The organism is Kribbella sancticallisti (assembly GCF_039530625.1).
Lineage (GTDB): Bacteria > Actinomycetota > Actinomycetes > Propionibacteriales > Kribbellaceae > Kribbella > Kribbella sancticallisti.
Genome location: NZ_BAAAOS010000017.1, coordinates 314,861 through 333,431, shown reverse-complemented (window position 1 = coordinate 333,431; position 18,571 = coordinate 314,861). Strand labels below are relative to the sequence as shown.

The window sequence follows — 18,571 nt, the reverse complement described above, 5'->3', positions numbered from 1 at the left end:
GCGGGACGAGCGCGAGTTCGCCGGGCTCAAGGTAGGGCTCGAAACTCTCGCCGCCCACCTTCGCCCTTCGACGAGCGACTAATTGGTTGGCAGGGAGTCGTTGTACTGGCCGAGGCGGCCCTTGTAGCGCTCGCCGTTGAGGTAGGGCCAGGAGTACGCAGTACAGCCGTGCAGGCCGAGGGTTTGCTGCTCCATCACGGGCGCGGGCTGGCCGGGACCGGGGCAGAGTTCGTGGCCGCGGCCGAGGCGGTGGCCGGTCTCGTGATTGATCATGTACTGCCGGTACGCCGCCAGCGGGGCTCCATAGTTCGGCACTCCCTGGACCCAGCGCGCGACGTTCAGGACGACGCGATCGCCGATCCGGCAACTCGTGTACTGGTCGAAGCCGCCGCCGCAGACGGAGTCGCGGGTCGCGGGGGTGACGAGCATGAGCTTGAAGTCGGCCGGTTGGCCCGGTCCTACCTGACGGAAGCGGTACAAGCCGCCGGATGCCCAGCCTTGGGGAGCGCTGTAGGTGTCCCGGACGAAGCGGGCGAAGGCTGCGCGGTCGACGCCCCTGATGCCGCCTTCGATCGCGATCTGGAAGGTGAACAGCTTGCCGCCGGTGCCGATCGTCGCGGGATCACCGGGGAGCACGGAGTAGCCACCGGTTCCGCGCACTGGGTAGGTGATCTGCGGCGCGGGACGGCCCGGGGCCGCGTTCGAAGCCGCTGGTGTGCTCTGCACCCTGGGCTCGGCGGGGTTGTTCTTGGCCGACTCGCCTGTGGTGGAGTCTGTGGAGGTCTGGGCGACCGGTCGCTGCGGGTAACCCTGCTCGAACGGGCTGGCCGGCAGTTGGACCAGCGCTCCGACCAGCGCCGCCGCCGCGAGTCCCAGGCCGACGACTCTCAACCTACGCATCAACAGGCTCCCTACAGCGCACTCGGGTTGAGCACGTCCTCAGTACCTACTTGCCTGGAGGTGCCGAAACCCTTCTCGCCTGTGCCCGCTTCGCGGCCGAACTATCCACGGGCGGCCAGGAAGTCCTCCCAGGTGTGCCTGCCGACGGCCTGGGTGGGGGCGAGGTTGATGCCGGCGCGGAAGCTCTTGGCGGCCTTGCCGGGAAGGAAGAGCGGGACCAGCAAGCGGCGCCGGTTGGTGGCCTTGAGGTAGGAGCGGACGAGGTCCTTGAGGTCGTAGATCTTGGGACCGGCGATGTCGGGGACCAGGCCGGAAGGTTCGCCTTGGGCGAGTTCGACCAAGCGCGCAGCCACGTCCCGGGTGTCGATGGGCTGGACACGGAAGCCGGCGGGGACCGGGACCACCGGAAGCTTGCCGAGAGCCTGCGCGAGGGTGAGGACCAGGTCGTGGAACTGGGTGGCCCGGACCGTGGTCCACGGCAGGCCCGAGTCGGCGATGACCTGCTCGGCGCCGCGCTTGAAGGCGAAGTACGCGAAGGAATCGTGCTCGGCGCCGACTACGGAGATGTAGACGATGTGCGGGGAACCCGCCTCGCTCGCCGCCTTGACCAGCGTGCGGGCCTTGTCGTCGTCGCCCTTGGCGTCGCCGGCCAGGTGCACGATGGTGTCGACTCCGGCGACGGCGGCGTCGATGCCCTCGCCGGTGGCGAGATTGCCCACGAAGTACTCGATGCCCTCCTCGGGCTGTCGGCTGCTGCGGCTGAGCACTCGGACCTTGAGGTCGGATTCGCGGAGCATCGGGACGACGTGGCGTCCGAGGGTGCCGGTGCCGCCGGTGACGAGGACGGTTGACGTCATGGTGTGACTCCAGTTCTGGGAGGTTCGAACGGTCTACTGGTCCGACTCCCGGCCGCGCACGAATGTGACTGGCCGCTGGACGAGAGACAGGTCACGTCGCCGCCGGGAGCGCGGGTGGCAGCCCGGCCACGGGGGAGAATGACACCGTGGTGAAGATGGCGGATGTGGCCCGGCGAGCCCAGGTTTCGGTGACGACCGTCTCTCACGTACTGAACGAGACGCGCTTCGTGGCGCCCGCCACCCGCGAGGCGGTTCTGGCCGCGGTCCGCGAGACCGGCTACGTGCCGAACACGATCGCTCGATCCCTGGTGATGTCGAAGACCGACACCATCGGCCTGGCCCTGTCGTCGATCTCGAACCCGTACTTCGGGGAGTTGGCGCACCACCTGCAGGCCGAGGCCGAGCAGCGCGGTTACTCGATCCTGATCGCGGACACCCGCGACGACCCCGAGCGTGAGCTCAAGGTGGCCCGGGACCTGCACGAGCGCCGGGCCGACGGCATCATCCTGGCGGCTTCCCCCACACCGGGCCCAACTTTGGAGTACCTGGCGCAGCGCAACGTCCCGGTCGTCCTGGTGGATCGGATGATCGGCACCGGCCTGGACGAGGTCGGCACCGAAAACATCGAGGCCACCTCCCACCTGGTCGAACACCTGGCCAGTCGCGGCCACCAGCGGATCGCCATGGTCAGCGGCCTGGCAGGCCTGGCCACCACCGAGGAACGCGTCGCCGGCTACCGCCTCGGCTTGGAGCGCGCCGGCCTCCCGTACGACGACGAGTTGTTGCGCGGGGGTGCGTCCGACGCGGAGCCGGCTTGTGGCACGACCGCCCAGCTGCTGCAGATGCCCGAGCCGCCCACCGCGCTGGTCGTCGGCAACAACCAGATGACGATAGGAGCCATGCGCGCCCTCCGCGAGGCAGGCTTGTCAGTCCCGGCAGACCTGGCCCTGGTCGCCTTCGACGACTTCGACTGGGCCGATCTGTTCGAGCCCCGGCTGACCACGATCGCCCAACCCCACCAGGAACTGGCCGCCCAGGCCGTCGACCTGATCGTCACCCGGATCGCCGACCCCGACCAGCCCGCCCGCAGCCTGCGCGTCACCCCCACCCTCGTCCACCGCAACTCGTGCGGCTGCAACAACTGAGCTCAGGCGTAGCGGATGCCGAGCCCGCCGTCGACGGACCAGTTGGCGCCGGTGACGAAGGCGGCGGCGGGCGAGGCGAGGAAGCAGACGACCTCGGCGACGTTCTCGGGGGTGCCGATGCGGCCGAGGGGGTGGACGGCGAGGGCGGTGTCGCGGGCGCCGGGGATGGTGTCGAAGAACTCTTCGAGCAGGTCGGTGGCGATGAAGCCGGGGCTGACGGCGTTGACCCGGACCTGGTGCGGGGCCACGTCCAAGGCGAGGCTGCGGGTCATGCCGACCAGGCCGGACTTGGCTGCGGCGTACGGGAACATGCCGGCGGTGGTGAGGTGGGAGTGGATCGAGGCGATGTTGACGATCGCGCCGCGCCGGGCCGCGATCATCTCGGGGAGCACGGCCCGCGCCATCAGCCAGGCGCCCTTGAGGTCGACGTCGAAGACGCTGTCCCACTCGGCCACCGTCATCTGGGTGGCGTCGGCGTAGGCGTTCTTGCCGGCGTTGTTGACGAGCACGGTGATCGGCTTGCCGAGGTCGGCGGTCAGCTCGGCGACTGAGCGGCGTACGGAGTCCTCGTCGGTGATGTCGCCGACGGCGGAGGCGATCGTCGCGCCGGTCTGCTGCAGCTCGGCGGCGGTGGCGGCGAGCTCATCACCCAGTACGTCGACCAGCGCGACCGCGGCACCTTCCTCGGCGGCTTTGGCGGCTATCGCGCGGCCGATCCCCCGGGCGGCCCCGGTTACCAGCACGACCTCGTCGCTCAGACGTCCAGCCACTGCGCCCTCCTTCATCGGTGTAGAGGGAACCCTAGCCGTGAAGGATGCCGACTTTCGCTGCCTCGGCCGCATCGTGGGCGTAGCGGGTTGCGAGCTTCGCGGACATCGGCTGCCGCAGCAGGACGAGTTGGTGGTAGAGCGGAGCCGTCGCCAGCATCAGGACGCGGTGGGCGTCCGTGCCGGCTGGGATCTCACCGCGCTCGACGGCGCGGGTGACGACGACCGCGCTGCGTTCGTAGCGGTCGACCCAGAAGCGCCGCAGGGCCTCGGCGGCGTCGGGCGTGCGGAAGGACGCCGCGATCACCGCGACCGTGACGGACGGCAGCACGGTCAGCGCGGATCGGATCTCCCGGTTGAGCTCAGCCAGGTCACCCGCCAGCGAGCCGGTCTCCGCAGGCGTCCAGTTGTCGTCGGCGCCCATCGCGAGCAGATCGACCAGCAGGCCGTCGACGGTCCGCCAGCGGCGGTAGACCGTGGTGCGGTGGACGCCGGAGCGCGCCGCGACACCGTCGATCGTGAGGCCGTCGTAGCCGCGCTCGGCCAGTTCGGCTTCGACGGCCGCCATCACGTCGGCGCGGACCCGGGCGGTGCGTCCACCCGGCCTGCTTGCGTTCTCCCCGGAGGTCATGGCATGATCTTAACGCAACATCCGTCGCATTAACTGGAGGTAGCAGTGATCTTCTGACCCCGCCGTCGAACCGGCCGTCACCTGTTGTGGTGCGTGCCGTCCGTTCCAGCGAGTCAGGAGGACACGTATGTCTACCCAGTTGTCTTTGCACGAACTCACCAAGTCCTACGACCACCGCGTGGTGCTCGACCAGGTCAACTGCGCGTTTCCACCCGGCCAGGTCAGCGGGCTGATCGGCGAGAACGGGTCCGGGAAGTCGACGCTGCTGCGGCTGCTCGCCGGCCAGGAACAGCCAACCGACGGATCGGTCGTGGTGGCCGGAAGCCTCGGCTTCCTTGCCCAGGACAACCCGTTGCCGTTGCACCTCGACGTCACGGCCGTCGCGGACCACGCACTGGCGGACCTGCGGGCGATCGAGGCCAGGATGCTCGCGCTCGAGGCATTGCTTGCTGAGGGCAACCTTAACGTGCTGGACGAGTACGGCGAGCTGCAGACCGCGTTCGAAGTACGCGAGGGATATGACGCGGAGGCTCGGTTTCAGCGTGCCCTGTCCGGGTTGGGGTTGAGCAACCTGCCGGGAGATCGGCGGTTGTCCTCGCTGTCCGGCGGCGAACTCGCCCGGCTGCATCTGGCCGCAGTACTGGCGTCGTCACCGGAGGTGCTGCTGCTCGATGAGCCGACCAACCACCTCGATCTCGGCGCGACGGTTTGGCTGGAGAGCCACCTGCGGTCGAGAGCCGGTACTACGGTCGTCGTGTCGCACGATCGCGCCTTCCTCGAGCAGGTGGCATCGACGTTGTTCGAGGTGGACGGTGACACCCACCGGGTGACTCGCTACGGCAACGGCTACGCGGGATATCTCACGGAGAAGGCGGCCGAGCGGGCCCGGATCGCGCAGGCGCGGCAGGAGTGGGAGGACGAGGTCGCGGCGATGCGTGTCACCGTCCGCACCACGGCCGATCGTGTCGCCTACAGCCGGCCGATGAAGGACAACAACAAGGTCGCCTACGACCGGGCGACCGGTCGCGTCCAGGAGGCGGAGTCCAGCAAGATCCGCAACGCCAAGGAGCGGCTCCGTCGGCTGGAGGCCGACCCGCCGCCGGTCCCGGCGAAGCCTCTGCAGTTCACGGGCGCGCTGCGCACATCTGCCGCCGTGCAAGGAGATCTTCTGCTTGATGCCGTGGGCGTTTCGGTGCGGGATCGGCTGTCGGCGATCTCCGTGGAGGTGCCGGCGGGCGGGCGGCTGCTGATCACCGGAGCGAACGGTGCCGGCAAGTCCACGTTGCTGGACGTGTTGGTCGGGACGATGGCGCCTGACTCGGGGTTCGTCGATCGGCACGGGCGGATCGGCTATCTGCCGCAGGAAATCGTCGAGGCTCGCCCGGACAACACGCTTCGGCAGGAACTCGCGCAGTACCGCGGGGCGGCTGGGCTGGGGTTGTTCCGCGCGGATCAGTTCGGTACGCGGGTCGGGGCGTTGTCGACGGGTCAACGTCGGCGGCTGGCTCTGGCTCGCTTGCTGAGTACGCCGTACGACCTGCTCGTTCTGGATGAGCCCACCAACCATCTTTCGCTGGTGCTGGTGGAAGAACTGGAGGCCGCGCTGGATGCCTATGACGGAGCGCTGGTGGTGGTCAGTCACGACCGCCGCTTCAACTCCCGTTGGCGTGGCGAAACCCTCGAACTGAAGGAGAAGTCCCTTGCCAGTCAGTGAATTCGCGGTCGCGGCAGCAGGCGAAGGCCCGTACGGCGTCGCCGTCGCGGGGACAGCGGTGTGGACGACCTTGGTACATGCGGGCGTCGTTGCGCGGAAAGCAGATGACCTGGTGGAACGGTTCGATCTCGCCGCACCGGGCAGCCGTCCGAGCGTGATCGTCCCCGGTCCGGACGGTGCGGTCTGGTTCACCCGGAACGGCGATGACCGGATCGGGCGGATCGCACCCGACGGGGTGGTGTCGTCTGTGGAGGTGCTCAGCGCGGGCGGTTCGCCGTACGGATTGTGTGTGGGGCCGGACGGGGCGCTGTGGTTCACCTTGATGGGTGTGGATCGGATCGGGCGGGTGAGTGTGGACGGGGAGGTCTCGGAGTTCCCGATCGGTACGAGCGGCGGGTTCCCGGCGATGATCACGGCGGGCGAGGACTTGTGGTTCACACTCAACCAGGGGAACGCGATCGGGCGGATGACCGTGACCGGCGAGGTGACGACCTACCCGTTGCCGACCGAAGGCGCCGGACCGGTGGGAATCAGCGCCGGCCCAGACGGTGTCTGGTTCGTCGAGATCCTGGCAGGCCAGGTCGGCCGGATCGATCGTGACGGAAAGATCGAGGAGTTCCCGCTGCCGGATCGCGCCTCGAAGCCGCACGCGGTAGTGGCGACCGCGGACGGGGGTTGCTGGGTCACCTTGTGGGGCTCGGCTGAACTGGTCCGGCTGGATGCCGCGGGATCAGTTGCCGAGCGCCATCATCTCGGCGAAGGTACGGAACCGCACGGGCTGGCGGTCGCGCCGGACGGAAGCGTCTGGGTGGCGTTGGAAACCGGTGTTCTTGCGCACATCAACGCCTACGGGTGAGGTGATTCACCCGGCCGAGGGAGGCCGGTGAAGCGGCGGCAGGAGCAGTGTGGATTTCGTGACCACACTGGTGCAGACGCCGCAGGTCAGGGCGCGAGTCAGGGATGTGCTGGCAGTTGGGCGCCCGGCGTTCTGGGTGGTGTCGGTGGTGCCGTACTACGTGGGCATCCTGCTGGCCACGCACCGTCTCGTGCCGCCCACGCAGGACTGGCCCCGGCTGGCGGTCGGCGCCGTGGTGATGGGCCCGCTGCTGTGGCTGGCGGTGCTGGCGATCAACGACGCGTACGACCTGCCGGGCGATCTGCTGAATCCGCGGAAGGCGAAGTCGCCGCTGCTCGACGGTCGCGTGACGCTGAAGGGCGCCAAGCAGATCGCGGCCGGTGCGGCCCTGGCATCGATCGTGGTCAGCCTGTTCGTGGGTTCGGTCTTCACCCTCGGGGTGGTTTTCGCGCTCGCCCTCGGCTGGGCCTACAGCGTTCCGCCCCTGCGGCTGAAGACCCGGGCCGGCTTCGACGTCGCGGCCAATTCCCTTGCCTTGGGCACCTTCGGACCGCTGGCAGGCTGGGCCGCGGTGACCCCGGACCTCAGCGACTTCCCCTGGTTGATGGCGTTGCAGGGCACGCTCGCGGCGATCGGGCTCTACCTGCCGACCACGTTGGCCGACCTCGAGGCGGATCGCGCCGCCGGCTACCGGACGATCGCGGTCCGCCTCGGCGCGCGGGCGACGTACCGGCTGGGCTTCGCGTTCTGGATCGCGGCGGCCGGGCTGTCCGTCGTACTGGCGGCGCTCGACGCGGTGATCCCGCGGAGCATGCTCACGCTGGAGATCGTGATGGTGCCGGTGCTCGTCGCGGCGTACCGGCGGTTGATCGGTCCGGGGATGACGTTCCGGGGTGTCGTCATCCTCGCGTCGCTCTTCCTCTTTCCCTGTGGCGCGTTCGCGCTCACCTACACCGGCGTCCTCTGACTCACATCTCCGCTCCCCCAGCCGTTCCACAGGTATGAACTGGCAGACAGAACTCGACGACCACGGCTGTGCGCTGACCCCACCTCTGCTCACCCCGGAGCAGTGCCAGGAGATCTCCGCCCTGTACGGCGAAGTCGAGCGCTTCCGCTCCACGATCGACATGGCCCGGTATCGCTTCGGCTCCGGGCAGTACCGGTACTTCGACCACCCACTCCCCGCCGTCGTCGCCGAACTCAGGGAGACGCTGTATCCGAAACTGCTGCCGATCGCGCGCGACTGGGCTGAGCGCCTCGGCTGGCCCGCGCCCTGGCCGGACACACTCGGAGAATGGCTCGAGGCGTGCCACGCGGCGGGCCAGACCAAGCCGACGCCGATCCTGCTCAGGTATCAGGCGGGCGACTGGAACGCCTTGCACCGCGACCTGTACGGCGACCTGGTGTTCCCTCTGCAGGTGGTGATCGGTTTGGATCGGCCGGGCGTGGACCACGAGGGTGGTGAGTTCCTGCTGGTCGAGCAGCGGCCGCGAGCGCAGTCGCGCGGGACGGTGGCGATGTTGCCGCAGGGGCGCGGGCTGATCTTCACCACTCGCGACCGGCCGGTGAAGTCGGCGCGCGGGTGGTCAGCAGCGCCGATGCGGCACGGTGTGAGCACGGTCCGGTCGGGCATCCGCCACACCCTGGGCTTGGTGTTCCACGACGCCGCCTAGGAATGGTCGGCGATCCGCTGCTGAAAGGAACGGCGTTCGACTGCGGTGATGATCTCGTCGAGGAGTTGGCCGAGGGGGGCTGACAGTTCGGCGTCCAGATCCGCCAGCGCCGCGGTGGTTGCCTGCCATTCGGCTTCGATGGTGGGCAGCAGATCGCGAGTCTTCTTCGTGAGGTGGACGATCCGCTGCCGGGCGTCGCTCGGCCCCGGCTCGAGGGTGACGAAGCCCGCCTTCGAGAGTTGGGCGACCGTCTGGCTGGCGGCCGAGTGCGTCACGCCCACCGCCTTGGCCAGGTCCCGGATGGACAACGGGCCATCGGCAACCAGCGTGCGGACGATCGGCGAGAACCTCGGCCGGTACTCCGGCAGCCCGAGATCGAGATAGACCTTCGCCACATCCCGGTCGAGCAACTCGAGCACGTGCCTCAACCGGGTACCGATCGCGCCTTTCATGGCTGTACTCTAACAGCGCTGTTATATATCCAGGCAACGGAGGCCAGAACCATGTACCCGGCAGAGATCGAGCCCTACGACCACGGCATGCTCGAGGTCGGCGACGGCCACCGCCTCTACTGGGAGGTCTGCGGCAACCCCGACGGCAAACCCGCGGTCGTGCTCCACGGCGGGCCCGGCTCAGGCGCCACTGCGTACTGGCGCCGCTACTTCGACCCGGCGAAGTACCGGCTCGTGCTGTTCGACCAGCGCAACTGCGGCCGCAGTACGCCGGATGCCGCCGAGCCGGAGGTGGATCTCAGCACCAACACCACTTCCCACCTGATCGCGGACATCGAGATGCTCCGCAACCACCTCCAGATCGAGAAGTGGCTCGTTCTCGGCGCCTCCTGGGGAGCCACCCTCGGCTTCGCGTACGCCGAGCAGCATCCGTCGTCGGTCTCCGAACTCGTCCTGTTCAGTATCACCAACACCACCCGGCGCGAGGTCGAGTGGATCACCCGGGAGATGGGCCGCGTCTTCCCCGAGGAGTGGGCGCGCTTCCGCGACGGCGTACCGGAGTCGGAGCGGGACGGGAATCTCGCGCTCGCGTACAGCCGACTGCTGCACGACCCCGACCCGGCCGTGCGGGACCGGGCGGCCAAGAACTGGTGCGACTGGGAGGACACGCACGTCGCGACGCACCCCGGATACCAGCCGGACGAGCGGTACCAGGATCCCGCGTTTCGGCTGCGATTCGCCCGGCTGGTCTCGCACTACTGGGGTCACGCGGCTTGGCTGGAAGAGGGCATCCTGCAACGGAACGCGGGGAAGTTGGCCGGCATCCCCGGCGTACTGATCCACGGGCGGCTCGACTTCAGCAGTCCGTTGGAGGCCGCCTGGAAGATGGCGCAGGGCTGGCCCGACGCCGAGTTGCACGTGGTCGAGGTCGCCGGCCACGGTACGGGCCTGGGCGATCTCGTGCTGGCAGCCGTCGAGCGATTCGCCGATCAATCGTTGGAACGAAAAAATTGAATGCTCACCTTTACATCGATTGATCTCCCCGGGACCCTGTGTGGATGACGCTTACCCGCTCTGAGCTCGAGCTCGACTACAGCCTGGACAGGGCTTCGATCGCCGCTTTCGCCGAGCACGGATTCGTCAAGCTCAAGCGGGTGCTGTCGCCGGCCACTATCGCGGCGTACGAGGAGGAGATCACCAGCAAGGTGATCGAGTTGAACACCCAGCACCTGCCGCTGGAAGAACGCGACACCTACGGCAAGGCGTTCCTGCAGGTGATGAACCTGTGGCAGGACAGCGAACCGGTGCTGGAGTTCGTCTCGTCGCCACGGCTCGCGCGGATCGCGGCACAGTTGCTCGGCGTACGGTCGGTCCGGCTGTACCACGACCAGGCGCTCTACAAGGAGTCCGGCGGTGGGGTGACGCCGTGGCACGCGGACCAGTACTACTGGCCGTTCGCGACGGATCGCTGCGTGACGGTATGGATCCCGCTGCAGGAAACGCCGTTGGAGATGGGCCCGCTGGCCTTCGCCGCCGGGAGCCACGCGTTCGAGCACGGGCGCGATCTCCCGATCAGCGACGAGTCGGAGCGCGTGCTCCAGGCGGCCCTGGCCGAGCGGGACTTCCCCGAGGTGGTCGAGCCGTACGAACTGGGCGAGGTGAGCTACCACCTGGGCTGGACGTTCCACCACGCGGCGCCGAACAACACCGACGTACCGCGGCGGGTGATGACGATCATCTACGTGGACGCCGCGATGGAGATCGCGCCGCCGGCGAACTCGTTCCAGGAGTCCGACCTGGCCGACTGGATGCCAGGCAACGCGGCCGGCGAGCAGATCTCCTCACCCCTCAACCCCGTCCTGTACTCGACCTGATCAGACCCGGCTGCGCATCTCGGTGTCGAAGGATTCCTGCAGGGCCTTCATCGCGGCTGCTTCGGCGGGGTCGGCGAAGAGTGCGGGGAGGGTCGACGGGTCGACGTCGTACAGGTGGGTCTGCAGCCACCAGATGTTGCCCTGCGAATCCTTGATCCGGCAGCCGCGATCGCCCACGATTCGCGACGTCGTCAGCTCGGTGACCACGCTGGCTCCTGCCCCCAGCGCACGGGCGAGCACCCTGTCCACGTCGTCGACGTACACGCTCAGCAGGCTCGGCGTGTCAGGCCACTCGGGCCGGGCGTCGAACGCCATCAGCACCGAGTCGCCGACGGTGATCTCCGCATGCCCGATGGTCCCGTCCTCGTTCCGCACCCGGAACGCCTTCTCGGTCTCGAACGTGTACTCCACGAAGTCGAGCCACCCGTCCGCCCCACGCACCGAGACGTACGGCGTCACAGAGCCCTTGCCGGCAGGATTCTTCGTCGTTGTCATGTCTTCATCCTCCCGAAGGTAGCGGCCAGGTTCTGTCCGCTTCTCGATCAAAGATCAGGCCGAGGTGTAGCGGGCGGCGAGGTGGTTGGCGGCTTCCTTCAGTTCGGGCGGGCCGGCGAACTCCAGGTCGCACTCGAACATGCCGAACGAGGCAGCCAGGCCGGTCCAGGACCAGGCGTTCATCGTGAGGCGGCAACTGGTGGGAGTGACCTCCTCCACCAGGGCGTCGCGGCCGGCCCAGCGGGCGATGTCGGCGGCCTTCGCCTGCAGGATCGCCGTACCGCGGCACGGCCACTGACTCTGGCTCTGGAAACGGCTCGAGATGTACGTCGAGACGTCGGGCGTGGGGAGTTCGCGCGGGGTGAAGCGTGGGCCGGTCGGTGTCTTGGGCAACATCCGGTCCACCCGGAAGGTCCGCCAGTCGTTCCGCTCGAGGTCCCAGGCGACCAGGTACCACCGGGCGCCCCAGGTGACCAGGTGGTGTGGTTCGACCCGGCGGGGCGGCACGAACTCGTCCTCCGACGAGGCACCCGGTGACGCGTAGTCGAAGCGGAGTACCTCGCGGGCGCGCAGCGCGGTACCGATCGCGATCAGGTGCTCCGAGTTCACCTTCGCCCGAGACGATCCGGCGTACCGGTCGACCGTGGTGACCTGGAGGGCGTCGACTCGCTGGCGCAACCGCGCGGGCATCACCTGGCGGACCGTGGCGAGCGCGCGCAGGGCGCCTTCCTCGATCCCGGTCACGGTGGTGGTGGCGGTCTGCAGGGCGACGGCGACCGCGATCGCCTGGTCGTCGTCGAAGAGCAGCGGCGGCAGATCGGCGCCCGCGTCGAGGCGATAGCCGCCGTCCGGTCCCTTCGACGCGCGGACCGGGTAGCCGAGGTCGCGCAGCCGATCCACGTCGCGGCGGACCGTGCGCGGGCTCACCTCCAGCCGTTCGGCCAGCAGCGCGCCCGGCCAGTCGCGGCGCGCCTGGAGCAGGGACAGCAGCGAGAGAAGTCGAGCCGAGGTTTCGGACATGACCTCAGATTGCCAGAGGTAACGGTCAGAACCTGTCCTCTACTACTGGAAATGTCTGTCTCAACAAGCCCCGATGAAGGAGACATCCCGTGATCAGCACCCGAAAGCTCACGAAGGACTTCGTGGTGAGCCGGACCGACACCGTGCACGCGGTCCGCGGCATCAGCCTGGACGTCGAACCGGGCGAACTCGTCGCCGTGCTCGGCCCGAACGGCGCCGGCAAGACCACCACGCTGCGGATGCTCACCACCTTGATCGCGCCGACCTCCGGTACCGCGACGGTCGCCGGGTACGACGTGACCACCGATCCCGGCCGGGTCCGCCGGCAGATCGGGTACGTCGGCCAGGGCAACGGCGCGGGTCACTCCCAGCGCGTCACCGACGAACTGTCCGGCCAGGGCGTGATCTACGGCCTGGACCGGCGCGCGGCGAAGCGCCGGGCCGAGGAGTTGCTGGAATCGCTCGAGCTGAAGGACCTGGCACAGCGCAAGGTGTCGGACCTGTCGGGCGGCCAGCGCAGGCGGCTCGATGTCGCGATGGGGCTGGTGCACGCGCCGGGTCTGCTCTTCCTGGACGAGCCGTCGACCGGCCTCGACCCGCAGAACCGGGCGAACCTGTGGGACCACATCCTGCGGATGCGCGAGCAGTACTCGATGACGATCGTGCTCACCACGCACTACCTGGACGAGGCGGACTCGATGGCCGAGCGGGTGGTCGTGGTGGACCACGGCGAGGTGATCGCCGACGACACCGCCGACGCGCTGAAGGCGAAGCTGGCCGGCGACCAACTGATCGTGACCGCTGCCCCAGGGAACCTGCCGGAGCTGGCCCGGTTGGCGGAGAAGTTGCTTGGCGCAAGAGAGGTGGTTGCCGACTGCGACCGGCTCAGCCTGCGAGTCGCCGATGGCCCGGCGGCTCTACCCGAGCTGATCGGCAGCGCCCAGCAGTACGCAGTACCGGTTGCGACCGCTCAGGTGATCCGGCCGACCCTCGACGACGTGTTCCTGAACCTCACCGGCCGCACCCTGCGCGAGGCCGACTCCACCGGAAAGGCCGCAGCATGAGCACCCTGACTCTCCCGACCGGGACCGACACCGGCAACCGGAGCCTCTTCCGCGACACCGGGATCGTGATGACCCGAGAGCTGAAGCCCGTACTCCGGGACCCGTTCTCGCTGCTCTTCGGGATGATCCAGCCGCTGATCTTCCTGGGGTTGTTCGGGCCGGCGATCCTGGTGATGACGACCTTGTTCGGCACCTCCGCGACCGGAGCGAACCTGCTGTTCGAGTTCCAGACCGGCGCGCACGAGCGAATGATGGTGACGCCGCTGAGCCGGTCGTCGCTGCTGATCGGGCGGGCGCTGAAGGAGATGGTGCCGCTGTTCGGGCAGGCCGTGATCGTGATCGCGGTGATGGTGCCCTTCGGCTTCGACCTGCACCTGGACGGGGCGATCATCGGGCTGGCGCTGCTCGCCGTCTTCGGGGTCGGGCTGGGCGCGTTCAGCTACGCGCTGGCACTCGCGGTCCGCAAGCAGGACTGGATGTTCTGGGTGGTCCAGCAGACCTTCCTGTTCCCGCTGATGATCCTGTCCGGGATGCTGCTGCCGCTGGAGACCGGGCCGGAGTGGATGCGGGTGGCGTCGAAGTTCAACCCGCTGTCCTACCTGGTCGACGCCGAGCGGACGCTGTTCGCCGGTGACGTGACGTCGACCACCGTGCTGTGGGGCTTGCTCGCCGCCATCGTCACCGCCGCGCTGGGCCTGTTCGTCGGCATCCGGATGATGCTCCGCTCGGCCGCCTGACCCATCGAAAAGCGGCGCCCCTCGATCGGGGCGCCGCTTTCGTGGTCCTACCTGAGGTGAGCCGCGGTGACCTTGTTGAGGTGGATCAGCAGGTCGTACGACGGAGCCAGCGCGATCTGCGAGTCCGGGAACGGGTAGGCGGTGCCGATGTGCCGGGTCGGCCGTTCGACCTCGAGCCACGCTTTTGTTGCCCGCGGCAACTTGCGGAGGTCGACGAAGTAGTCCCGGTAGGGCACCTTGTCGAGCGTCGGCTCGTTGTTGCCGGGCGCCGCGGAGCCGATCGTGAAGGCCTTCATCGCACCGGCCGGGTCCTCGATGTTCCGGGCGTTGAACGAGCCGTGGTCGAACGACAGCCCGACGTTCAGGTAGCGCTTGCCGAGCTGTTCGCGGAGGAACTCGCCCTGCACCTTCGGGTACTGCGACGGCATCCCCGACTTGTAGGTGATGTGGCCGTTGTGCGCCGAGAGCAGGACCTTGTCACCGGTGGTCTTGGTCCACCACGCCACGTTCGCCGCCATCACCTCGTCGCGGAACCGCATCGCCTGCGGCAACACCTTCGGGTCCTGCAGGTCGAACGAGTAGAACTTCGCCACCTGCCAGACCGCCCGCGCGTTCTGCACCGCCCAGGTCCGCTCGGAACTCGCCGGCAGACCCTTCACCAGTACTTCGGCCCGCCGCGCCGCCGCTTCGAGGTTCTGCCGCTCGGCGAGAGGCTTGCTCAGGTAAGCCTCGGACCACGGAGCCGCCTCGGCCTGGGCCGGCAGGCCGGAGTACAGGCGGGTGATCTCGGGGAGCAGGGCGGGCTTGGTCGCGCGGACGTAGCTGGTGACGCGGTTGGTCGTCTCGGGCCCGACGTAGCCGAGGTCGTCGCCGACGAAGCGCAGCTTGCGGGTGTGGGTCTGGTTGTACGACCGCATCCACTCGATCAGGTCGAGGTACTCCTGCACGTTCCAGAACTCGTACGAGCCCTGGAACTCGCGGCTCATGATCGCGCGCGGATCGCCGATGCCGTCGACGACGTACCGGTCGAGGGACAGGCCGGTGCTCCAGGCACCTTCGAGCGCGAAGGCGGTGAAGCCCTTCTGCTCGACCAGGGCCTGGAAGATGCGGTGCTTGACGCTGAAGAACTCGCTGGAGTTGTGGGTGGCCTCGCCGATTCCCACGACGCGGGCGTCGCCGACCATCCGGACCAGCGGGCGTAGGTCTCTCAGCTGACCCGCCGGCTTCGTGCTCAGCAGCGGGTGAGCGGCGCGGGTCAGCGCCGGTACCGGGTCCTGCGTGGAGACGGTCGCCTGAGAGGACACGGCCGCCGACGGAGCTGAGGTGGGGGCGGGCGCGGCGGTGGCATTAGCGAGGGGCAGCACAGCCGCGGTGGCCAGGGCAGCCGAGGTGGACAGGGCGGCAGCCGCCAGCAGCAGACTGTTTCGCTTCATCGGAATCCTCCGGAAAGGGTCGGAATCTAGTGACTCCAACCCTTCCGGGATCCCGCCGCGCACCCCATCCCGTCAGTGCCCGACCTGATGGTGGTGCCAGCACCACCCTCCGCACTACAGCTTCTGGAGCGCCTCGCGCATCCCCTGCTCGGCCTCGTCACCGAGCTTCTTGAACTGCCCCTTGAACAGCGGCTCGATCAGCCGGGTGACGCCCTTGAACTCGAACTCGGCCCGGTACGTCACCTCGGTGCCGCCGTCGGCCGCGCGGAACGTCATCGTGTCGAGCGCGGTGACGGTCTTGTTCTCCCCCCGCAACTGGAAGACCCGGCCGGCGTCACGCTGCTGCACGACGTACTCGAGCTCGGTCTCGCGCCCGGCGAACGACGAGGTGTTCTGGTACCTCGTGCCCGGGCCGCCGTCGCCTTCGACCTTCACCGTCGACACTGTGCCCGGGTCCCACTCGGTGGTGGTCTCGAAGTCGGACAGGTAGGCGAAGACGGTCTCGACGGGTTTGTCCACGGTGACTACGCGCTCGATGGTGATCACCTTGGCCAAACTACCGGGCGCACAAGTTTCACCCGACCGATCAGTACCGTTCGGCGTACTTCGTCGGCGATTCGCCGATCAGGCGGGTGAAGTCGCGGACGAAGTGCGCCTGGTCCGCGTAGCCGAGCTCGGCGGCCAGCGTGGTCCAGTCGACCTTGGTGCCGGCTGCCATCCGTTCGGTGGCCTCCTCGAGCCGGCAGCGCCGGATGGTCCAGTTCGGGCCGACGCCGACGTACTCGGCGAAGAGTCGCTGCAGTTGCCGCGGTGTCGTACCGAACTGTGCGGCGAGGGGGTCGAGCCGCTTGATCGCGGGCTGGGTGGCAATCCGGTCGAGCAGCTGGCAGACGAGGTCGAGCTTCGGGTCCGGCGCCGGCAGCTGAGCGCGGATCATCGTCTCGACCACGTCGAGGCCCGGCTCGGCCGGCGCGCCCGGCTCCGCCGGCTCGGCCAGATCGGCCAGATCGGCCAGATCGGCCAGATCGGCCAGATCGGCCAGATCGGCCAGATCGGCCAGATCGGCCAGAGCGGCCGGACCGCCCGGACCGCCCGGGAAGATGGTTGCCGCTGGCACGGACCGGTCCGTGATCGAACGAACCGGAGCGCCCAGGAACGGCCGGAAGCACCCAGGCCTGAACTCCACACCCAGCACCCGCCCACTTCCCGCGAGTTCCTGGACCGTGTGAGCGCTCGTCACGCCGTGCACCTGCGCGCGCCCGTCGCGGAAAACCAGCTGGACGCTGAGGCTGGGCCGAATCAACTGCCGGTACGGACGCTCGTAGCCCCAGCTGACGATCCAGTACCTGTTGACGTACCCCGCGAGGTCCGCGGACGGCTCGACGTACTCATGGCGCTGGAACCGCCGCCAGTCCAACTCCCGATCATCGCGCCTCACCAGCCGAGTATGTCGCGATTGTTCAAGACACCGAATCGCCACCACTCCTACGGTGTCGGCATGACCGCAGAACACCTGATCAGCCGGGCCGGCGCTCCCCTCCTCACCGTGGTGGGCCAGGTGCGGCCCGACCAACTCACGTCCCCGACCCCCTGTACTGGATACGACGTCCGCCAGTTGATCAACCACCTGCTGTTCTGGGGACCTTCGCTGGAAGGGGCGGGCAACAAGGAAGCCGTCCCGCCGCCGGCGGAGGCCGAGTCCGCGATGGACCTGACCAAGGGTGACTGGTCCGGCGACCTCGCCACCCAGGTACAAAGAACGATCGCCGCCTGGACGACCTCTGAAGCGTGGCAGGGCACCACCCGCATGGCCGGACCGGACGAACTCCCGTCCGCTCTGATCGGAGGCATGGTCGCGACCGAACTCGTGGTGCACGGCTGGGATCTAGGGACGGCGACCGGTCAGCAGCCGAGCTGGGACGACGAAGTACTCGAGTATGTGCACCAGGAGGTCGCCGGGCACGCCGAGTGGGGGCGGCAGGTCGGGAGCTACGGCCCGGAAGTCCCGGTCGCCGCCACTGCCCCGTTGCTCGACCGCATCCTCGGCCTGACGGGACGGGCGGTGAGCTGACTCAGGACGCCGTGATGGCCTCGATCTCGCGGAGGACGACGTCCCAGGTCGGCTCGGGGAGTTCGTGACCGGCGCCTTCGAGCAGGACGAGGCGAGCGCCCGGTACTTCGCGGGCCATCGCCTCGGCGTGTCCGGGCGGGAACAGCGGATCCTCGGTGCCGTGCAGAACCAAGGCCGGTACCGCGATCTCGCCGAGCCTCTGGCGGACCGGCTCGCCGCCCTCGAGGATCCAGTGGTTCGTCATCGCCGAGGCGAGGTTCTTGGTCCGCGCCATCATCGCGCGGTTGAACCTGCGCCTCGCCGGTTCGTCGTACGGAAGGGTGCCGGCGAACAGCCGCTCGGCGTCGATCAGCGCGTCCAGCGCCGCCTCCGGATCGGACCAGTCGGTCTCGGGGGCGTCCTCGGAGAAGGCGGCCCGAATCTTCTCCGACGCCGGCGGCAGATCCGGGTTCGACGGTCCGCCTGGACCGCCCGGGCTGGTGGTGGCGAAGGTGACCGAGGCGACCCGGTCGGGGTGGTCGAGCACCAGCCGCTGGGCGATCCCGCCGCCCATCGAGATCCCGACGACGTGCGCCCTGGCGATCCCCAGCGCGTCCAGCACTCCGATCGCGTCGGCGGCGAGATCCATCCCGTCGTACTGCGGCTTGCCGGGTTCGTAGCTGACCGACTGCCCGGTGTCGCGGTGGTCGTACCGGATCACGAACCGGCCGGCCGCGGCCAGCCGCTCACAGAACGGTGTCTCCCAGAAGTCCATCGAGGCGGCGGCGCCGTGAATCAGCAGCACCGCCGGATCGGCCTGGCTGCCGAAGGTCTCGACACACAACTCGACCCCGTTCGCCTGCACCATCTGCTGCGTCATCTCGCCACCTCCGCCTCGCCGAA

The 18,571-nt window shown here is 68.6% G+C and carries 21 protein-coding genes; 10 read left to right on the top strand and 11 right to left on the bottom strand.

Annotated elements, in window-relative coordinates; translation table 11 throughout:
• Nucleotides 1-78 precede the first annotated feature (78 nt).
• Both ABD255_RS09260 and ABD255_RS09255 read right to left on the bottom strand, forming a co-directional pair.
• A complete protein-coding gene (locus tag ABD255_RS09260; protein WP_344211892.1) occupies nucleotides 79-900 on the bottom strand; it encodes a DUF3152 domain-containing protein in 822 nt (273 codons plus the stop codon).
• A 101-nt stretch (nucleotides 901-1,001) separates the two neighbouring features.
• The gene (locus ABD255_RS09255; protein WP_344211890.1) at nucleotides 1,002-1,757 is read right to left on the bottom strand and encodes an SDR family oxidoreductase; all 756 of its coding nucleotides are present in this window, start codon (nucleotides 1,755-1,757) and stop codon (nucleotides 1,002-1,004) included.
• Nucleotides 1,758-1,912: 155 nt separating this feature from the next.
• Here ABD255_RS09255 and ABD255_RS09250 point away from each other — a divergent pair, with 155 nt between their 5' ends.
• Nucleotides 1,913-2,902, top strand: coding sequence for a LacI family DNA-binding transcriptional regulator (locus ABD255_RS09250; RefSeq protein ID WP_344212340.1), 990 nt, complete (start codon nucleotides 1,913-1,915; stop codon nucleotides 2,900-2,902).
• Nucleotides 2,903-2,904: 2 nt separating this feature from the next.
• Here ABD255_RS09250 and ABD255_RS09245 read toward each other — a convergent pair whose 3' ends face one another.
• Entirely contained in the window at nucleotides 2,905-3,672 is a 768-nt protein-coding gene (locus tag ABD255_RS09245) for an SDR family NAD(P)-dependent oxidoreductase (RefSeq protein WP_344211888.1), read from the bottom strand.
• A 31-nt stretch (nucleotides 3,673-3,703) separates the two neighbouring features.
• On the bottom strand, nucleotides 3,704-4,300 hold the full coding sequence (locus ABD255_RS09240) for a TetR/AcrR family transcriptional regulator (RefSeq protein ID WP_344211886.1): 597 nt from the start codon (nucleotides 4,298-4,300) through the stop codon (nucleotides 3,704-3,706).
• A 127-nt stretch (nucleotides 4,301-4,427) separates the two neighbouring features.
• Between ABD255_RS09240 and ABD255_RS09235 the strand changes: the two genes are divergently transcribed.
• From ABD255_RS09235 to ABD255_RS09220, 4 genes are read left to right on the top strand one after another with little or no spacing between them, the layout of a single operon-like run.
• Nucleotides 4,428-6,014, top strand: coding sequence for an ABC-F family ATP-binding cassette domain-containing protein (locus tag ABD255_RS09235; protein WP_344211884.1), 1,587 nt, complete (start codon nucleotides 4,428-4,430; stop codon nucleotides 6,012-6,014).
• The gene (locus tag ABD255_RS09230; protein ID WP_344211883.1) at nucleotides 6,001-6,870 is read left to right on the top strand and encodes a virginiamycin B lyase family protein; all 870 of its coding nucleotides are present in this window, start codon (nucleotides 6,001-6,003) and stop codon (nucleotides 6,868-6,870) included. Before ABD255_RS09235 ends, ABD255_RS09230 begins: the two co-directional genes overlap by 14 nt.
• 58 nt (nucleotides 6,871-6,928) lie before the next feature.
• Nucleotides 6,929-7,837, top strand: a complete 909-nt coding sequence (locus ABD255_RS09225; RefSeq protein ID WP_344211881.1) for a UbiA prenyltransferase family protein — start codon at nucleotides 6,929-6,931, stop codon at nucleotides 7,835-7,837.
• A gap of 34 nt (nucleotides 7,838-7,871) precedes the next feature.
• The gene (locus ABD255_RS09220; RefSeq protein ID WP_344211879.1) at nucleotides 7,872-8,543 is read left to right on the top strand and encodes a 2OG-Fe(II) oxygenase; all 672 of its coding nucleotides are present in this window, start codon (nucleotides 7,872-7,874) and stop codon (nucleotides 8,541-8,543) included.
• Here the strand turns inward: ABD255_RS09220 and ABD255_RS09215 are convergent.
• Nucleotides 8,540-8,995 (bottom strand): MarR family winged helix-turn-helix transcriptional regulator, encoded by a 456-nt coding sequence (locus ABD255_RS09215; protein WP_344211877.1) that lies wholly within the window; start codon nucleotides 8,993-8,995, stop codon nucleotides 8,540-8,542. The genes ABD255_RS09220 and ABD255_RS09215 overlap by 4 nt on opposite strands.
• 51 nt (nucleotides 8,996-9,046) lie before the next feature.
• On the opposite strand from ABD255_RS09215, the gene pip reads away from it, so the two are divergent.
• Both pip and ABD255_RS09205 read left to right on the top strand, forming a co-directional pair.
• Nucleotides 9,047-10,009, top strand: a complete 963-nt coding sequence (pip, locus tag ABD255_RS09210; protein WP_344211875.1) for a prolyl aminopeptidase — start codon at nucleotides 9,047-9,049, stop codon at nucleotides 10,007-10,009.
• Between the two features lie 44 nt (nucleotides 10,010-10,053).
• Entirely contained in the window at nucleotides 10,054-10,869 is an 816-nt protein-coding gene (locus ABD255_RS09205; protein WP_344211873.1) for a phytanoyl-CoA dioxygenase family protein, read from the top strand.
• On the opposite strand, the gene ABD255_RS09200 is transcribed toward ABD255_RS09205, so the two are convergent.
• The gene (locus tag ABD255_RS09200) at nucleotides 10,870-11,364 is read right to left on the bottom strand and encodes a VOC family protein (RefSeq protein WP_344211871.1); all 495 of its coding nucleotides are present in this window, start codon (nucleotides 11,362-11,364) and stop codon (nucleotides 10,870-10,872) included.
• A gap of 54 nt (nucleotides 11,365-11,418) precedes the next feature.
• Nucleotides 11,419-12,384: a helix-turn-helix transcriptional regulator gene (locus ABD255_RS09195; RefSeq protein WP_344211869.1), complete on the bottom strand. Its 966-nt coding sequence runs from the start codon at nucleotides 12,382-12,384 to the stop codon at nucleotides 11,419-11,421.
• 89 nt (nucleotides 12,385-12,473) lie between these two features.
• Here ABD255_RS09195 and ABD255_RS09190 point away from each other — a divergent pair, with 89 nt between their 5' ends.
• Together ABD255_RS09190 and ABD255_RS09185 are read left to right on the top strand one after the other, a co-directional pair.
• Complete coding sequence (locus ABD255_RS09190; RefSeq protein WP_344211867.1) at nucleotides 12,474-13,448, top strand: ATP-binding cassette domain-containing protein; 975 nt, start codon at nucleotides 12,474-12,476, stop codon at nucleotides 13,446-13,448.
• A complete protein-coding gene (locus ABD255_RS09185) occupies nucleotides 13,445-14,185 on the top strand; it encodes an ABC transporter permease (RefSeq protein ID WP_344211866.1) in 741 nt (246 codons plus the stop codon). The genes ABD255_RS09190 and ABD255_RS09185 overlap by 4 nt, the downstream gene beginning before the upstream one ends.
• Before the next feature lie 47 nt (nucleotides 14,186-14,232).
• Here ABD255_RS09185 and ABD255_RS09180 read toward each other — a convergent pair whose 3' ends face one another.
• From ABD255_RS09180 to ABD255_RS09170, 3 genes are all read right to left on the bottom strand, one after another.
• Nucleotides 14,233-15,618: an erythromycin esterase family protein gene (locus tag ABD255_RS09180; protein ID WP_344211864.1), complete on the bottom strand. Its 1,386-nt coding sequence runs from the start codon at nucleotides 15,616-15,618 to the stop codon at nucleotides 14,233-14,235.
• Between the two features lie 114 nt (nucleotides 15,619-15,732).
• Nucleotides 15,733-16,164, bottom strand: a complete 432-nt coding sequence (locus tag ABD255_RS09175; RefSeq protein WP_344211862.1) for an SRPBCC family protein — start codon at nucleotides 16,162-16,164, stop codon at nucleotides 15,733-15,735.
• Between the two features lie 40 nt (nucleotides 16,165-16,204).
• Nucleotides 16,205-17,056 (bottom strand): AraC family transcriptional regulator, encoded by an 852-nt coding sequence (locus ABD255_RS09170; RefSeq protein WP_344211860.1) that lies wholly within the window; start codon nucleotides 17,054-17,056, stop codon nucleotides 16,205-16,207.
• Between the two features lie 60 nt (nucleotides 17,057-17,116).
• Here ABD255_RS09170 and ABD255_RS09165 point away from each other — a divergent pair, with 60 nt between their 5' ends.
• The gene (locus ABD255_RS09165; protein ID WP_344211858.1) at nucleotides 17,117-17,689 is read left to right on the top strand and encodes a TIGR03086 family metal-binding protein; all 573 of its coding nucleotides are present in this window, start codon (nucleotides 17,117-17,119) and stop codon (nucleotides 17,687-17,689) included.
• Nucleotide 17,690: 1 nt separating this feature from the next.
• Here ABD255_RS09165 and ABD255_RS09160 read toward each other — a convergent pair whose 3' ends face one another.
• The gene (locus ABD255_RS09160; RefSeq protein WP_344211856.1) at nucleotides 17,691-18,548 is read right to left on the bottom strand and encodes an alpha/beta fold hydrolase; all 858 of its coding nucleotides are present in this window, start codon (nucleotides 18,546-18,548) and stop codon (nucleotides 17,691-17,693) included.
• Nucleotides 18,549-18,571: the final 23 nt, after the last annotated feature.

Excerpts from the sequence above, each read along its gene's own strand:
- ABD255_RS09260 (WP_344211892.1), bottom strand. The coding sequence starts at position 900 with ATGCGTAGGTTGAGAGTCGTCGGCCTGGGACTCGCGGCGGCGGCGCTG.
- ABD255_RS09195 (WP_344211869.1), bottom strand. The coding sequence starts at position 12,384 with ATGTCCGAAACCTCGGCTCGACTTCTCTCGCTGCTGTCCCTGCTCCAG.
- ABD255_RS09250 (WP_344212340.1), top strand. The coding sequence starts at position 1,913 with ATGGCGGATGTGGCCCGGCGAGCCCAGGTTTCGGTGACGACCGTCTCT.
- ABD255_RS09185 (WP_344211866.1), top strand. The coding sequence starts at position 13,445 with ATGAGCACCCTGACTCTCCCGACCGGGACCGACACCGGCAACCGGAGC.
- ABD255_RS09205 (WP_344211873.1), top strand. The coding sequence starts at position 10,054 with ATGACGCTTACCCGCTCTGAGCTCGAGCTCGACTACAGCCTGGACAGG.
- ABD255_RS09220 (WP_344211879.1), top strand. The coding sequence starts at position 7,872 with ATGAACTGGCAGACAGAACTCGACGACCACGGCTGTGCGCTGACCCCA.
- ABD255_RS09215 (WP_344211877.1), bottom strand. The coding sequence starts at position 8,995 with ATGAAAGGCGCGATCGGTACCCGGTTGAGGCACGTGCTCGAGTTGCTC.
- ABD255_RS09200 (WP_344211871.1), bottom strand. The coding sequence starts at position 11,364 with ATGACAACGACGAAGAATCCTGCCGGCAAGGGCTCTGTGACGCCGTAC.
- ABD255_RS09160 (WP_344211856.1), bottom strand. The coding sequence starts at position 18,548 with ATGACGCAGCAGATGGTGCAGGCGAACGGGGTCGAGTTGTGTGTCGAG.
- pip (WP_344211875.1), top strand. The coding sequence starts at position 9,047 with ATGTACCCGGCAGAGATCGAGCCCTACGACCACGGCATGCTCGAGGTC.
- ABD255_RS09255 (WP_344211890.1), bottom strand. The coding sequence starts at position 1,757 with ATGACGTCAACCGTCCTCGTCACCGGCGGCACCGGCACCCTCGGACGC.
- ABD255_RS09180 (WP_344211864.1), bottom strand. The coding sequence starts at position 15,618 with ATGAAGCGAAACAGTCTGCTGCTGGCGGCTGCCGCCCTGTCCACCTCG.
- ABD255_RS09165 (WP_344211858.1), top strand. The coding sequence starts at position 17,117 with ATGACCGCAGAACACCTGATCAGCCGGGCCGGCGCTCCCCTCCTCACC.
- ABD255_RS09240 (WP_344211886.1), bottom strand. The coding sequence starts at position 4,300 with ATGACCTCCGGGGAGAACGCAAGCAGGCCGGGTGGACGCACCGCCCGG.
- ABD255_RS09235 (WP_344211884.1), top strand. The coding sequence starts at position 4,428 with ATGTCTACCCAGTTGTCTTTGCACGAACTCACCAAGTCCTACGACCAC.